Raw genomic sequence first — 14,318 nt, 5'->3', positions numbered from 1 at the left:
GCCCACAGCCTCTCTTCCACACCATTGCGCACCCGTGCGAGCCGAACGTCCGATTCGCAGCAGCTACCGACCTCATCCAACCTCGACGAGCCAGAACCACCCATTGTCTCCGATACATAGGTGACAAGAGAAATCCATACCCCGGTGTATCGACGGTTTTGTTGCAATTCGTTACAAATCGCCCAGCTCATCTACCCCCCGATCGCATTGCCGAAACGCACCGTTCAGACGCGGCGCGCGACATCTCTCCCCCTGGGACAATCAATTGCAACCGACGATCTACACCCCAATCCACATCAGTCACCTCGGACAATTTACAGGGCCGCCAGGTACTGGGTGCCTGAGCTCGAACAAGATTCGACAGTCGCTGATCGAGAATATCGGTACACGCCGACAGACCGACGAAAGAACGCGCCGACCAGCGGTCGGCGCGTTCTTCGATTTACGGTACGAAGCTTCAGGACAAGGCGACGCCAGTCACGCTCTGCAGGTGCTCGCTGGTGACACCTGGAGCTAGCTCCACAAGCTGCAGCCCGTCCGCAGTGACGTCCAGCACTGCCAGGTCGGTGATGATCCGGTTGACGACGCTCTGACCGGTAAGGGGCAGCGTGCACGCCTCGACGATCTTGGGATTGCCGTCGCGGTCGGTGTGCTCCATCACGACGATGACGCGGCGGGCACCGTGGACCAGGTCCATCGCCCCGCCCATACCCTTCACCATTTTGCCCGGCACCATCCAGTTGGCAAGGTCACCGGTCTTCGACACCTGCATCCCGCCGAGCACCGCGGTGTCGATGTGACCACCGCGGATCATGCCGAACGAGAGAGCCGAGTCGAAGAACGCGGCACCTGGATTGACGGTGACGGTTTCTTTACCGGCATTGATGAGGTCGGCATCGACCTGATCATCGGTCGGATACGGTCCGGTACCGAGGATGCCGTTCTCGCTGTGGAGGACCACCTTGACGCCCTCCGGCAGGTAGCTGGGGATCAGCGTCGGCAGGCCGATACCGAGATTGACGTACTCACCTGGCCGCATCTCGGCAGCAGCGCGAGCGGCCATCTCGTGGCGAGTCCAACCGATACGAGTTTCCTCTGCGCTGCTCACTTGGTACCTCCCGAGACGGTCCGCTTCTCGATCCGCTTTTCCTGTGGGCCCGTATTCACGACGCGCGCGACGAACACTCCGGGAAGGTGAACGTGCGCAGGGTCAATGTCGCCCGGCTCTACGAGGTTCTCCACCTGCGCGATGGTGATCCGCCCCGCCATGGCGGCAAGCGGGTTGAAGTTCATCGCAGTCTTGTTGAAGACGAGATTGCCTTCGGTGTCGCCGTAGTCCGCGTGCACGAGCGCGAAGTCAGCGGTGATCGCCTCTTCCAATACATACGTGCGGCCACCGAACACTGCCGTCGCCTTCGGTGGCGACGCCACGGCGATCGAACCGTCCGGGTTGTATCGCCACGGCAAGCCGCCCTCGGCGATCGGTGTGCCGACGCCGGCCGGAGTGTAGAACGCCGGAATGCCGGTACCGCCTGCTCGCAGCCGCTCGGCCAGCGTCCCTTGCGGCGTCAACTCCACTTCGAGCTCACCGGCGAGATACTGACGGGCGAACTCCTTGTTCTCCCCCACGTACGACGCCGTCACCCTGGCGATCCGGTGCGCGCCGAGCAGAATGCCGAGACCGTAGTCGTCGACACCGCAGTTGTTGGAGAACACCTCGAGATCGGTGGCGTCGCCGTCGGCGATCGCCGCGATCAGTGCGTCGGGAATACCGCACAGCCCGAAGCCGCCCACTGCGAGCCTGGATCCGCTCGCGATGTCGGCAACTGCCTCAGCTGCCGTATTCACGACTTTGCTCATCCGTTAGTTCTCCTTCTGCTGAAAGATTCCGGCTCGGTGAAGAAGCTTCTCGGCGTGACGAAGAACGGGAGCGTCGACCATCTTGCCCTCGAACGCGAACACACCACGTTCAGTAGACACCGCGGCAAGCACTCGTGTGGCCCAGTCGATCTCTTTTTCCGAAGGTGCGAAGGCACCACGGATGACCTCGACCTGACTCGGGTGGATCGCAACCTTCACGTCGAAGCCGACTGCGACAGCATCAGCGGACTCGACGCCCAGGCCGACGAGGTCCTTGATGTCGAGATAAACGGAATCGACAGCCAACCGGCCGTAGCTCTTCGCGGCCAGGAGAGACGTCGATCGGACGTGCTTGGCAACGTCGCGGTACGAACCGTTCGGGTGCCTGCTCGAATTACCGCCGAGACCGGCCACAAGATCCTCGGCTCCCCACATGACACCGATGGCGTTCGCAGCAAGCGCGATGTCGGCCACGGCGAGGGCTCCTCGCGGGGACTCGACGAGTGCAACCACGTCCGCCGGTGCGAGCGAGAGGACGTCCTCGGCCGATTCGCACTTGGACAGCATGAGACGCGAATAGTGTGTGCCGTCCAGCGCGATCAGATCGAGTTCGTGATCAGGTGTACCGACCGGATTGACGCGCACGACCGTCCGCTCCGGATCGAGAGGCGTGTCGATCAGGGCTGCACGTGCGGCTTCCTTGTCGGCCGGAGCCACACCGTCTTCGAGATCGAGGATCACGACGTCGGCAACAGCCGCGGCCTTCGCATAGCGCTCGGGACGATCCGCCGGGCAGAACAACCACGCCGGCCCCGGCGGTGTCCACGTCATGAGGACACCTCTGCCGGACGCAGTTGCACCAGTGTCTTGCGCGTGGCCAGTGCGACGACGTCACCGTGCTGGTTACGCCCGGTGTGCACGAGCGTCACGATGCCTTCACCTGGACGGCTCTTCGACTCGCGCTTGTCCGCGATGAGCGTCTCGGCATACAAGGTGTCGCCGTGAAAGAGCGGCTTCGGGAAGCTGATCTCGGAGAAACCGAGGTTCGCCACGATGGTGCCCTGCGTCAACTGCGCGACGGACAGGCCGACGATGGTCGACAGGGTGAACATCGAATTGACCAGCCGCACACCGAATTGAGTGTCCTCGCTGTACGCGGCATCGAGATGCAACGCCTGCGTGTTCATGGTCAAAGTCGTGAACAGGACGTTGTCAGCCTCGGTCACCGTCCGGCCTGGGCGATGCTCGTAGATTGCGCCGACCTCGAACTCCTCGAACCAGAGCCCGCGCTGAGTGATCTTCTTGGGGTTCGTCACAGCCCTGCCTCACGAGCGATGAGCATCAACTGCACCTCGGTCGTTCCCTCACCGATTTCGAGGATCTTGCTGTCACGGTAGTGGCGCGCGACGGCGTACTCGTTCATGAAGCCGTATCCGCCGTGGATCTGTGTGGCGTCACGAGCGTTGTCCATGGCAGCTTCGGAGGAAATGAGCTTGGCGATGGATGCCTGCTTCTTGAACGGCTTGCCCGACAACATGAGTGCGGCCGCGTCGTAGTACGCGGTACGTGCGACGTGGGCGCGGGCCTCCATGCGCGCGATCTTGAACGCGATGGCCTGGTTGTGTCCGATGGGGCGACCGAACGCCTCGCGCTCCTTGGCGTACTTGATCGACTCGTCGACGCAGCCCTGGGCTGCACCGACGCTCAACGCGGAAATGGCGATGCGGCCTTCGTCGAGGATGCGCAGGAAGTTCGCGTAGCCGCGGCCACGCTCACCGAGCAGATTCTCTTCGGGAACACGAACATCCGCGAACGTGAGCGGATGGGTGTCGGATGCGTTCCAGCCGACCTTGTTGTACGCCGGTTCGGCAGTGAAGCCGGGCGTCGTGGTCGGCACGAGGATCGTCGAGATCTCCTTCTTGCCCCCGTCCTTGACACCCGTGACCGCGGTGACCGTCACGAGCTTGGTGATGTCTGTGCCCGAGTTGGTGATGAACTGCTTGTTGCCGTTGATGATCCACTCGCCGCTGTCGAACTTCGCGGTGGTCTTGGTTCCGCCGGCGTCACTACCCGCACCGGGTTCGGTCAGGCCGAAGGCAGCCAAAGACTTGCCGCTGGTGAGCTGCGGAAGCCACTCTTCCTTCTGTGCCTCGTTACCGAAGCGGTAGATGGGCATGGCGCCCAAGGACACTCCGGCTTCGAGGGTGATCGCGACGCTCTGGTCGACCTTGCCCAACTCTTCGAGCGCCAGGCAGAGTGCGAAGTAGTCGCCACCCATTCCGCCGTACTCCTCGGGGAAGGGCAGGCCGAACAAGCCCATGTCCGCCATCCCGGCAACTACCTCGTACGGAAAGGTGTGGTTGGCGTCGTGCTCGGCAGCAACCGGTGCAACGACGGTCTTGGCGAAGTCGGCAACGGTCTTGGCGAGCTGCTGGTATTCGTCCGGAAGCGCTCCGGTGGCAAGGTAATCGGACATCAGGCGTCTTCCTTCGGCGTCGTGTTCTCGGACTTTTCTTCGGCAGTCTCTTCGTCTTGGGCAGGTACCACGCGGGCCAGAACCTGATCCACCATCACCTGATCGCCCTGACGGACAAGCACTTCCACGATCCCGTCGATCGGGGACGTCAAGGAGTGCTCCATCTTCATGGCCTCGACCACGACGAGCGGTTGTCCCGCGCTCACTGCCGCGCCGTTCTCGACGTTGACCGCGATGACGGCACCGGGCATGGGGCTGGCGATTTCGGCATCACCGGCATGCTTGTCCTCACCGCGGACGCTGACTTCGGCAACCTCGCGCACGTGCCAGGTTCCGCCACCCGCGAGCCACAAACCACCGTCGGTCTCGGCGACGACGAACGTGCGTCGGCGTCCGTCGATCACCACCGCCAGTTCGGATCCCGTCAGGGTCGCGCTGAATGCGCGCGGTTGTGAACCTTCGACCTCGACCTTTGCATCCGCGGGAACCCCGACGATCGCAACGTGCGCCGTTCGGGTGCCGGCGGAGAGCCTGATGCTGGTCGGAGCGGGAGTTCCGACGCGCCATCCACTCGGGACGTCCCAGGGATCAACGGATTCCGAAGTTGTCCACCGCGAGAGCCAGCGATAAGCCGCGGCAGCAATGAGAACCTCGTCGGAGGCGTCGGCTGCGACGAAGTCTTCGACGCGACGATCGAGCAGACCGGTGTCGAGGTTGCCCGCGATCACATCCGGATCAGCGAGGAGGAACCGTGCGAATTCGATGTTGGTCACGACTCCGAGCACTGCGGTGTCACCGAGTGCGCGATCGAGCTTGCGCAGTGCGCCCGCCCGGTCGGGAGCGTGGGCGATGACCTTACTGAGCATCGGGTCGTAGTCACTGCCGACGACGGTGCCCGCGAGCAGTCCGGAATCGACGCGCACGCCGGAACCTGACGGCTCGACCAGATCGACGACGCGACCACCTGTCGGCAGGAATCCACGGCCCGGATCCTCCGCGTACACACGAGCTTCGATGGCGTGCCCGGTCAGCGTGATGTCACTCTGGGAGAAGGCCAACTTCTCTCCCGCTGCCACACGAACCTGCCATTCGACCAGATCCAGTCCGGTCACCATTTCGGTGACGGGGTGCTCGACCTGCAGGCGGGTATTCATCTCCATGAAGAAGAACTCGTCCGGCTTGTCGGCGGAGACGATGAACTCCACGGTGCCGGCGCCGGTGTAATCGACGCTTCGAGCGGTGTTGCACGCTGCCGCACCGATCCGGTCACGGGTCACCTGATCGAGCAGCGGCGAGGGAGCCTCTTCGATGACCTTCTGATGACGCCGCTGCAGGCTGCATTCGCGCTCACCGAGGTGAACGACGTTGCCGTGCTGGTCGGCGAGAACCTGGACCTCGATGTGCCGGGGCCGCAGGACGAATCGCTCGAGGAACAGGGTGTCGTCGCCGAACGACGACGCGGCCTCACGACGCGCACTGCGAAGAGCCTCGGCCAGATTGGCCGGATCCTCGACCAGACGCATTCCCTTGCCGCCGCCACCGGCGGAAGGCTTGACCAACACCGGGTAGCCGATGTCCTCGGCTGCCGCGATCAGTTCTTCGTCGGTCAGATTCGGACGAGCGATGCCCGGGACCACCGGGACGTCGAACGCGGCGACTGCGTTCTTCGCGGTGATCTTGTCACCCATCACTTCGATAGCTCGCTCGGACGGGCCGAGGAAGGCGATTCCCGCGGCCGCACAGGCAGCCGAGAACGCCGAGTTCTCCGACAGGAAGCCGTAGCCGGGGTGAATGCCCTGTGCGCCCGTGGACTTGGCAGCGTCGATCACCTTGTCGATGACGAGGTAGCTTTCACGCGCCGCAGCCGGTCCGATGTTGACGGCGGTGTCGGCCTCGCGGACGTGTCGAGCATTCGCGTCGGCGTCGCTGTAGACGGCGACGCTGCGAATTCCCAACTCACGCAACGTGCGGATCACACGAACCGCGATCTCACCGCGGTTGGCCACGAGAACAGTATCGATAGTGCGCAACTCAGTCATTTCGCTCACATCCGGAAGACGCCGTAGGAGACCGGTTCGATCGGCGCGTTTGCACACACCGAGAGAGCCAGGCCGAGAACAGTTCTGGTATCTGCGGGGTCGATGACACCGTCATCCCACAGCCGCGCAGTGGAGTAGTACGGATTTCCCTGAGCCTCGTACTGCTCGCGGATCGGCGCCTTGAAGGACTCTTCGTCCTCGGCCGACCACGGATTGCCCGCGCTGTCGAGCTGGTCACTACGAACGGTCGAGAGCACCGACGCGGCCTGCTCGCCGCCCATGACCGAGATGCGCGCGTTCGGCCACATCCACAGGAAGCGAGGTGAATACGCGCGTCCACACATGGAGTAGTTGCCGGCGCCGTAAGAGCCGCCGATGACAACCGTCAGCTTCGGAACCCGTGCACACGCAACTGCCGTGACCATCTTGGCGCCGTGCTTGGCGATGCCGCCGGCCTCGTAGTCGCGTCCCACCATGAAGCCCGCGATGTTCTGCAGGAACAGCAGCGGCACACTGCGCTTGTCGCACAGTTCGATGAAATGTGCTCCCTTCATGGCGGATTCGCCGAAGAGCACGCCGTTGTTGGCGATGATGCCGACCGGGTGGCCCTCGATGTGGGCGAAACCGGTGACGAGCGTCTTGCCGTACTCAGCCTTGAATTCCTGGAACGCGCCACCGTCGACGAGCTTGGTGATCACCTCGTGCACGTCGTACGGAGTACGAGGATCGGTCGGGACGACGTCGTAGAGTTCGCTTTGATCTGCGACAGGCGGAACCGTGGAGATGACGTCCCACGGGCGCTCGGAACGGGGGCCGAGTGTGGCAATGATGTTGCGCACGATACGAAGTGCGTCGCGGTCGTCCTCGGCCAGGTGGTCGGTGACGCCGGAAACCTTGGAGTGCAGGTCGCCGCCGCCGAGCTCTTCTGCCGTCACGATCTCACCGGTGGCTGCCTTCACCAGCGGCGGGCCGCCGAGGAAGATGGTGCCCTGGTTGCGGACGATCACTGCTTCGTCGCTCATCGCGGGCACGTATGCGCCGCCCGCGGTACACGAACCGAGAACTGCGGCGATCTGGGGAATCCCCTTGGCGCTCATGGTCGCCTGGTTGTAGAAGATCCGGCCGAAGTGCTCGCGGTCCGGGAAGACTTCGTCCTGGCGCGGCAGGAAGGCGCCGCCGGAGTCGACGAGGTAGATGCAGGGAAGGTTGTTCTGCAGTGCAACTTCCTGCGCACGCAGGTGCTTCTTCACCGTCATCGGGTAGTAGGTGCCGCCCTTGACCGTCGCGTCGTTGGCAACGATGACGCACTCGCGGCCCGACACACGGCCGATGCCGGTGATGACGCCGGCGCCGGGGCACTCGTCGTCGTACAGGCCGTTGGCCGCGAGCGGGGACAGCTCGAGGAACGGGCTGCCCTGATCGAGCAGCGAGTCGACGCGATCTCGCGGCAGCAGCTTCCCTCTGCTCACGTGGCGCTCGCGAGAGCGCTCGTTGCCACCCAGCGCTGCTTGCGCCAGTTTCTTCTTCAGTTCGTCCACCAGAACGGTGTGATCGGACCGGTAGCCCGATCCTTGCGTGATTCCACTGGGAGTCATCCCGCCGCCTTCGCCATGAGTTAATGCTCGATAACTGAAACTAGATTAACTATGATTAACTGAGTTGTCCAGAACACAAGCGAAGAAAGATCGAGAGAATGACCTCTGAGCAGGTAGCAGCTCCGACGCGACGCGATCAGATGAAGGCCGACCGTCGACGTCAACTCTTGGACGCCGCCGCCCGGTTGATCGCCGAGCGCGGATTCGTGAGTGTGCGACTCGAAGACCTGGGTGCGGCCGTCGGTATCAGCGGCCCCGCCGTGTACCGGCATTTCCCGAACAAGGACGCAGTCCTCGTGGAACTTCTCGTCGGCATCAGCACACGACTGCACGAAGGCGGATCAGCTGCGGCGGAGGCTGCGGACTCCCCGAGCGCTGCTCTCGACGCACTGGTGGAGTTCCACCTCGACTTCGCACTGGGCGAGCCGGACCTGATCCGTATCCAGGACCGCGACCTCGAAAGCCTCCCGGCCGATGCGCGTCGACAAGTACGCCAAACACAGCGCAAGTACGTCGAGGTCTGGGTTGGGGTGCTCGAGCAACTCGATCCCCAACTCGATCAGGCGGACGCACGAATCAAAGCGCATGCCACCTTCGGTCTGATCAACTCGACCCCACACAGCGCCAACCCCGCTTCGCCGGCACGTGCACGTCGCGTCCTGCGGGATATGACACTGGCCGCACTGCGCACCCACTGAAACCGGACACTGCACAATCGGTGGCAGACTGGTTACACCAGCTAACAGATGAGGGTGCCGAACGTGGAAGACAGCAGTGGGGTCAGCCGGGCCGATTTCGCCGAACTGCGGACCGAGTTCTCCCGCTTCATGATGTTGTACCAATTCGGAATCTCCGAACTGATGACCAAGGTGAACATCCTCAAGGACGAGTTCACTCACATCAATCAGTACAGCCCCATCGAACACGTCACGTCACGAGTCAAGTCACCGGACAGCATCCTGCGCAAGGCTCAGCGCCTGAACATCCCGCTCACGATCGACGACATCTCGAAGAACATCTTCGACATCGCCGGAGTACGCATCAACTGCAGCTTCATTTCCGACACGTACCGAATAGCCGAGATGCTCACCAGCCAGACGGACCTTCGGGTGATCGAGCGCGAGGACTACATCGCCGATCCGAAACCCAACGGCTACAAGAGCTTGCACCTGATCGTCGAGGTCCCGGTTTTCATGAGCGACCGCGTCCGGCACGTTCCGATCGAACTCCAGATCCGCACCATCGCGATGGATTTCTGGGCAAGTCTCGAACACAAGATCTACTACAAGTACAACCGCGAGGTTCCCGTCGAACTCCTCGACGAACTCACCGAGGCTGCTGCTGCGGCACACCGCCTCGACGTCAAGATGGAAGGGCTCAACGACGAGTTCGCGAAGATCAAAGCGCTACCGCATCCTGACGACGAAATCCTCGAGCAGGATCTACCGGCGCAGTTCCTCGAGGCGATGCATCTTCAGCGACGAGCGCTCTGAATTTGCGCGCCCTCTCCTGAGCGAACGCGCCTTTCGGCGCACCTGAGGCGACGAGAGTGCCGTTCGCTCACGACTGGGTTCGGACAACTAGGGCAAACAAAAGAGTGCGCCCTCCCGAACTTCGGGAGGGCGCACTGTTCGAAATTCGTAGGCTTGCTATTTCTTGCCGGTGACGGCGCTGTAGCCGATCGAGAGCACGGCCGCTGCCGCGATGCTGATGATCCAACGGATCCAGTCGATTCCACCCGTATCGCCCTTATCCGAGATCGCTCCCCAGACCCAGTACCCGATAAGCGCTCCGGCGATACCCAGCACGACGGTCACGATCATGCCGTACTGCTGCTTACCTGGCAGTACGAGACGAGCCAGGATTCCGATGACTGCGCCGAAAATGATGGTTCCGATAATTTGCCCCATGACAGCCCCTCTCACACGTCGTGCATGCACGCGGACGGAAGATCACCGCTCAGGGAAACAATAACCACAGTCACACACAACTGTCGCTTGTTGACCGAATTGTTGTCCGAGATGCAACCTGGACGTGTTACACGCAGGACATTCGCGAGTTATTCTTTCGCAATCAAGCAGACCTAGCGTTCTCGTCCATGGCCACTTCCGTAAAACTGCCGAACAGCGAGCTCGCGCGGCTCGCCAACAAACCACCCTGGTACCGATCCCTGTTCGTGCAACTGATCGCCGCTATCGTGATCGGTGTTCTCATCGGCTGGTTGTGGCCGGAATTCGGCGCAAATCTCAAGCCCCTTGCCGACGGGTTCATCAAGTTGATCAAAATGCTGATCGCACCGATCATCTTCTGCACCGTCGTGATCGGGATCGCCCACGTCGGCGATCTGAAAGCGGTGGGACGCATCGGCGTCAAGGCGCTCATCTACTTCGAGGTTGTGACCACCTTCGCGCTGCTGTTCGGGCTGCTCATCGGCAACTTGATGAAACCAGGTGCGGGATTCAACATCGATCCGGAGACACTGGCGAACGGTGCGGACGCCGTGGCCGCCAAGACCGGAAGTGGCGAACTTCCCCACACCGTCGAATTCCTGCTCAACATCATTCCGGTGTCGATAGTTTCGGCCTTCGCCGAAAACGCACTCCTCCAAGTCCTCTTCTTCGCCGTACTGTTCGGACTCGCCTTGGCCAAGGCAGGCGAGAGTGGACCACCGATCGTGTTCGAACTAGTCGATCGTCTGAGTCATCTGTTCTTCACGATCATCGGCTGGATCATGAGACTGGCGCCGTTGGGCGCTTTGGGCGCGATGGCGTACATCGTCGGCCAGTACGGGATCGCTTCGCTCGGAAGTTACGGAAAGCTGATCGCCGCGTGCTATCTCGCGGCCGTCCTGTTCATCCTCATCCTGGCCGCGATAGTCAGGTACTTCGCGGGCGTGAACCTGTGGAAGTTCGTCAAGTACATCAAGGACGAACTCTTCCTCGCGTTGGGAACGGCGTCGACCGAAGTAGTTCTGCCCCGAATCATGGTCAAGCTCACCAACGCCGGATGCTCGCGAACGACAACAGGATTGGTGGTACCAACCGGGTACTCGTTCAATCTCGACGGCGCGACGCTGTACCTGTCGATCTGCATGCTGTTTCTGGCTCAGGCACTCGGCGTGGACCTGACACTCGGTGAACAGATCACTGCCGTCCTGGTACTGATGCTCACGTCCAAGGGAATGGCCGGAGTACCGGGATCGTCATTCCTGGCACTGTCCGCCACCGTGGCCGCAATCGGTCACGGCGCAATTCCGGTTGCCGCAGTCGCCCTCCTACTGGGCGCCGATCGAATCATGGATTCGATGCGGGTGTCGGTGAACCTGCTCGGGAACTGTGTCGCAACCTTCGTGGTCGCCAACTGGGAGGGGCAGCTCGACAAGGAGCGCATGCGCCGCGTGCTCGACGGAGAAGACGTTCCGCCGCTCGAGGAAGTCGATCCGCTCACGGGAAAGCCGGTTCCTGCGCCGGAGGCTGAAGCACTTACGAGAACTTCAACGCTGTGATCCGATCTTCACTGGAGCGCAACAGCACCTTGTCCCCCGCCCACAGCTCCCGCGGCATCGCCCAGGGGGTGAACTCGTCGTCCCCGTCCTGCTCCACCCGAACCTCCCAACTACGTTGGCCTGTACGGACATCCGTTCCGTAGACGTTTCCCTCGTCGATAACGACATCGCCGTGCCAGACGACCTCCCCGGCGCGCTCGGCGTTTGATCGCCACAAGACCTCACCGGTGAAGAGGTCCACGAACTGGACCTCGGGCTCGGAACCGGAACGGGTCACGGCAACCACGTTGCCGATCACCGCCAACGACTGTGCGGTGTCGAAGAGTTCACTGTTGGACCACAATTTCTCGCCGGAAGTCCGGTCGAAACCGCTGTGTCCCAGAATGATCGGAGTCGATCTTCCCGCGGGATCATCTCGGCTGTATCGCCCGCCGTAGTACGAGGACTCCGAGGGCAGTTCGTCCGTCCTGGCGAACTCGCGCCCGTACTGATCGAGCGCGTACTCACTTGTCGGACGACCGTTGCCTTCGCATCCGCCATCCGACACCAATGTCACCCCGTCTGACGATATGTGCGCGGTCGAGCAGGTGGAGTAACCGTGTACCCACCGCTGCTCGCCGGTCTCCAGGTCGAATCCCAAGGACTCGTCGAGAGCGATCGCACCCAGATCGCCGTGCACCGACATCACCGGATCGGCGTATCCGGCTTCCCACGATCCACCGACGTCGAACGCTTTGGACCAGTTCGCTTCCGGATCCTCGACGGTTCCACTGTGCACGCGAACGTCGTTGCTCTCGATATCACCCTCGAGCGCGAGGACCGTGTCACCCGAGACAACCGCGATGATCGGCGACCACGGCGTCTTGATGTCTCGACGCTCACCTGTCTCGATGTCGAACAGAGAGTACGAACCACCGGATACGTACGGCCCGGAGAAACACAGCACCGAGTCGCCGAGCAGAGTCTCGGAGCAACCACCGATATCGATCGCCGACGTGCGCCAGCGGACTGTGCCGTCTTCAGAGTCCAGTCCGACCAATTCTGCGTCGTCCAACGAATACGCCTGACGGTCCGGCATACCGATCATCGTGACCACAAGTGAACCGGCGTCGATGAATCCGCCCATGTCCATGTTGAATTCGGTGCCGACAAGTGGGCTCCGAAATATCGCGAACTCGCGCCCGAGAATCTCAGAGGCCTCGACGCTCCATAGCGGCGACGAGATCGCTGTCGGTCCGTAACTCGTCGACGTGACCACCGTGGCGATGGCGGCAGTGACGGTGACTACGGCTGCGGCGGCCGCGATCTGAAGGCGCGATTTCGGGGAGAATCTGGTGGTCATCGAATCTCCAAGCCTTCGGTCGTCGCGAGAAACTCCAACTGCTCGAACGTCATCGGCACGTTCGGGATCGCAGCCGACGACGAAACCGAGACTTGGGTCCCATTCGGGCGGGTGACGACCACCGACCTGCTCGTTTCCTGCGTCGATTCTGCTTTCGAGCCGTCATTTGTCATGGGTACGGTCGAGTAATCCCGTTCGTCTCGCTCGATCACGGATCCATCCGGTCGCGTCACGAACTCCAAGGGGTGCCCGTCATAGGAAGGGTCGTATTTGTTGGGCTCCTCGGGGAGTGGTTGTCCGCCGGTGATCGTCATGTCGAGCGTCGACTCGTTCTCTCCCGTCCGAGTGAGAAATCTCTGACATGCGGTGGACCTGTCATTCTCCGCGACCGTCAGAGTGCCCGGTCTGGCATCAAGAATCGGAAAACCCGGAGGTACAGCGCGCCATCTGATCTCGAGTACGGCGTTGAGGCGTTCGATCGTCGCGCGATCGAGTTCGGCCACGTCGCCAGAGTCTCGAGGGATCCCGTGGCACCCGGGCGAAAGCGGTGCCGTACCCGGGGGAACTGGCGTGGTGATTCGCAGCTGTGGCATTTCGACAAGGGTTACAAGTTCGTCGAGAGTCAGTGGCACCACGCCGGAACTCTCGGCGTCCGGACCTCCGTCGTTGTTCGTATCGTTGACATATGCCTGAATACGGGTCCCGTCGACTCCGTACAACATCGCCGACCGATTAAGGGTACGCACACCATTGGTTTCGCTCCACGTATCCTGCAGATCCACTACCGACTGGTCAGCCAGCACCCGACGTTCGACGAGCGAACCCGCAACACACGCCGGGATCGGATCAGAACTCGAGTGCAGCATCAGGCTGAGCGCGCCGATCTTCCCGTCCCGAACCAGCGTCCCGGACGCAGTGGTGGACGCCAGCTCCTCGAGCGAGAATCCCTCGGGCAGACCGTCTGTGTTCGAAGGTGCAGAGATCGGCCCGAACTGCAGCGAATCGCCCGGACTGGCGAACTTCAGCTCGACGTCGTCCGGAAGCGCCTGTTTGACCGCGTCCGACATCGCGGCTGCCTTGGCACTCGAGAACCACGGAAAGCGCGGATCGTCGTACGTGTCAGATCCGTCGAGAATATAGGAGAAGAACGAATCCTCCTCTGGCGCTTCGACACTCTCACAACCCGGAATCGTGGTCGGGTACACCGCGCTTGGCGTGACGTACGAGAATTCAGGCACATCCTCCGGCGCCATCTCGTCCGGTGTGGACGTCATGCTGATCGACGAAGACGCAGCTACCGAAATGTCATCGGACGGCGAACTGCTCCACCGATCCACCAGCCCGGCAACTACTGTCCCTCCAGCGATCAGGGAGACGACCGTCAGCGCGAAGGTCCACTTCTCGGCCCGACTCGAATCGGTTTGCTCCTTCGACACGTACCCTCGCAGTCACCGTCACGGCTCGCCCCCGATGCGCGTCGCCTTTGAAAGTCCTGTCGCGA

Annotated in this window: 13 protein-coding genes; 3 read left to right on the top strand and 10 right to left on the bottom strand. The window is 62.1% G+C overall.

Going from position 1 to position 14,318, the window contains the following annotated elements:
• Positions 1-457: 457 nt before the first annotated feature.
• Genes ACSW29_RS10440 through ACSW29_RS10410 form a run of 7 tightly spaced genes read right to left on the bottom strand, consistent with a single transcriptional unit; the run spans position 458 to position 7,970 of the window.
• Positions 458-1,063: a 3-oxoacid CoA-transferase subunit B gene (locus ACSW29_RS10440; RefSeq protein WP_448277428.1), complete on the bottom strand. Its 606-nt coding sequence runs from the start codon at positions 1,061-1,063 to the stop codon at positions 458-460.
• A gap of 41 nt (positions 1,064-1,104) precedes the next feature.
• Entirely contained in the window at positions 1,105-1,860 is a 756-nt protein-coding gene (locus tag ACSW29_RS10435) for a CoA transferase subunit A (RefSeq protein WP_448277174.1), read from the bottom strand.
• 3 nt (positions 1,861-1,863) lie between these two features.
• Positions 1,864-2,691 (bottom strand): HpcH/HpaI aldolase/citrate lyase family protein, encoded by an 828-nt coding sequence (locus ACSW29_RS10430; protein ID WP_003942031.1) that lies wholly within the window; start codon positions 2,689-2,691, stop codon positions 1,864-1,866.
• Complete coding sequence (locus ACSW29_RS10425) at positions 2,688-3,176, bottom strand: MaoC family dehydratase (protein ID WP_003942078.1); 489 nt, start codon at positions 3,174-3,176, stop codon at positions 2,688-2,690. The genes ACSW29_RS10430 and ACSW29_RS10425 overlap by 4 nt, the downstream gene beginning before the upstream one ends.
• Positions 3,173-4,336: an acyl-CoA dehydrogenase family protein gene (locus ACSW29_RS10420; protein ID WP_020906879.1), complete on the bottom strand. Its 1,164-nt coding sequence runs from the start codon at positions 4,334-4,336 to the stop codon at positions 3,173-3,175. Before ACSW29_RS10420 ends, ACSW29_RS10425 begins: the two co-directional genes overlap by 4 nt.
• On the bottom strand, positions 4,336-6,375 hold the full coding sequence (locus ACSW29_RS10415) for an acetyl/propionyl/methylcrotonyl-CoA carboxylase subunit alpha (RefSeq protein ID WP_317825229.1): 2,040 nt from the start codon (positions 6,373-6,375) through the stop codon (positions 4,336-4,338). The genes ACSW29_RS10420 and ACSW29_RS10415 overlap by 1 nt, the downstream gene beginning before the upstream one ends.
• Before the next feature lie 5 nt (positions 6,376-6,380).
• The gene (locus ACSW29_RS10410) at positions 6,381-7,970 is read right to left on the bottom strand and encodes a carboxyl transferase domain-containing protein (protein ID WP_042453308.1); all 1,590 of its coding nucleotides are present in this window, start codon (positions 7,968-7,970) and stop codon (positions 6,381-6,383) included.
• 98 nt (positions 7,971-8,068) lie between these two features.
• Here ACSW29_RS10410 and ACSW29_RS10405 point away from each other — a divergent pair, with 98 nt between their 5' ends.
• Positions 8,069-8,668, top strand: a complete 600-nt coding sequence (locus ACSW29_RS10405; RefSeq protein WP_003941968.1) for an SACE_7040 family transcriptional regulator — start codon at positions 8,069-8,071, stop codon at positions 8,666-8,668.
• A gap of 48 nt (positions 8,669-8,716) precedes the next feature.
• The gene (locus ACSW29_RS10400) at positions 8,717-9,463 is read left to right on the top strand and encodes a GTP pyrophosphokinase (protein ID WP_448277173.1); all 747 of its coding nucleotides are present in this window, start codon (positions 8,717-8,719) and stop codon (positions 9,461-9,463) included.
• Positions 9,464-9,619: 156 nt separating this feature from the next.
• Here ACSW29_RS10400 and ACSW29_RS10395 read toward each other — a convergent pair whose 3' ends face one another.
• Complete coding sequence (locus ACSW29_RS10395; protein WP_003942027.1) at positions 9,620-9,880, bottom strand: GlsB/YeaQ/YmgE family stress response membrane protein; 261 nt, start codon at positions 9,878-9,880, stop codon at positions 9,620-9,622.
• A 188-nt stretch (positions 9,881-10,068) separates the two neighbouring features.
• On the opposite strand from ACSW29_RS10395, the gene dctA reads away from it, so the two are divergent.
• Positions 10,069-11,475: a C4-dicarboxylate transporter DctA gene (gene dctA, locus ACSW29_RS10390; RefSeq protein WP_448277172.1), complete on the top strand. Its 1,407-nt coding sequence runs from the start codon at positions 10,069-10,071 to the stop codon at positions 11,473-11,475.
• Here the strand turns inward: dctA and ACSW29_RS10385 are convergent.
• Together ACSW29_RS10385 and ACSW29_RS10380 are read right to left on the bottom strand one after the other, a co-directional pair.
• Entirely contained in the window at positions 11,453-12,817 is a 1,365-nt protein-coding gene (locus tag ACSW29_RS10385; protein WP_448277171.1) for an outer membrane protein assembly factor BamB family protein, read from the bottom strand. The two genes, dctA and ACSW29_RS10385, sit on opposite strands and share 23 nt — an antisense overlap.
• Positions 12,814-14,253 carry a hypothetical protein gene (locus ACSW29_RS10380; protein ID WP_448277170.1) on the bottom strand — a complete coding sequence of 480 codons (1,440 nt, stop codon included), beginning with the start codon at positions 14,251-14,253 and terminating at the stop codon, positions 12,814-12,816. The genes ACSW29_RS10385 and ACSW29_RS10380 overlap by 4 nt, the downstream gene beginning before the upstream one ends.
• Positions 14,254-14,318: the final 65 nt, after the last annotated feature.

Source organism: Rhodococcus sp. GB-02, from assembly GCF_053470465.1.
This window is presented reverse-complemented; position numbering and strand designations above follow the sequence as displayed.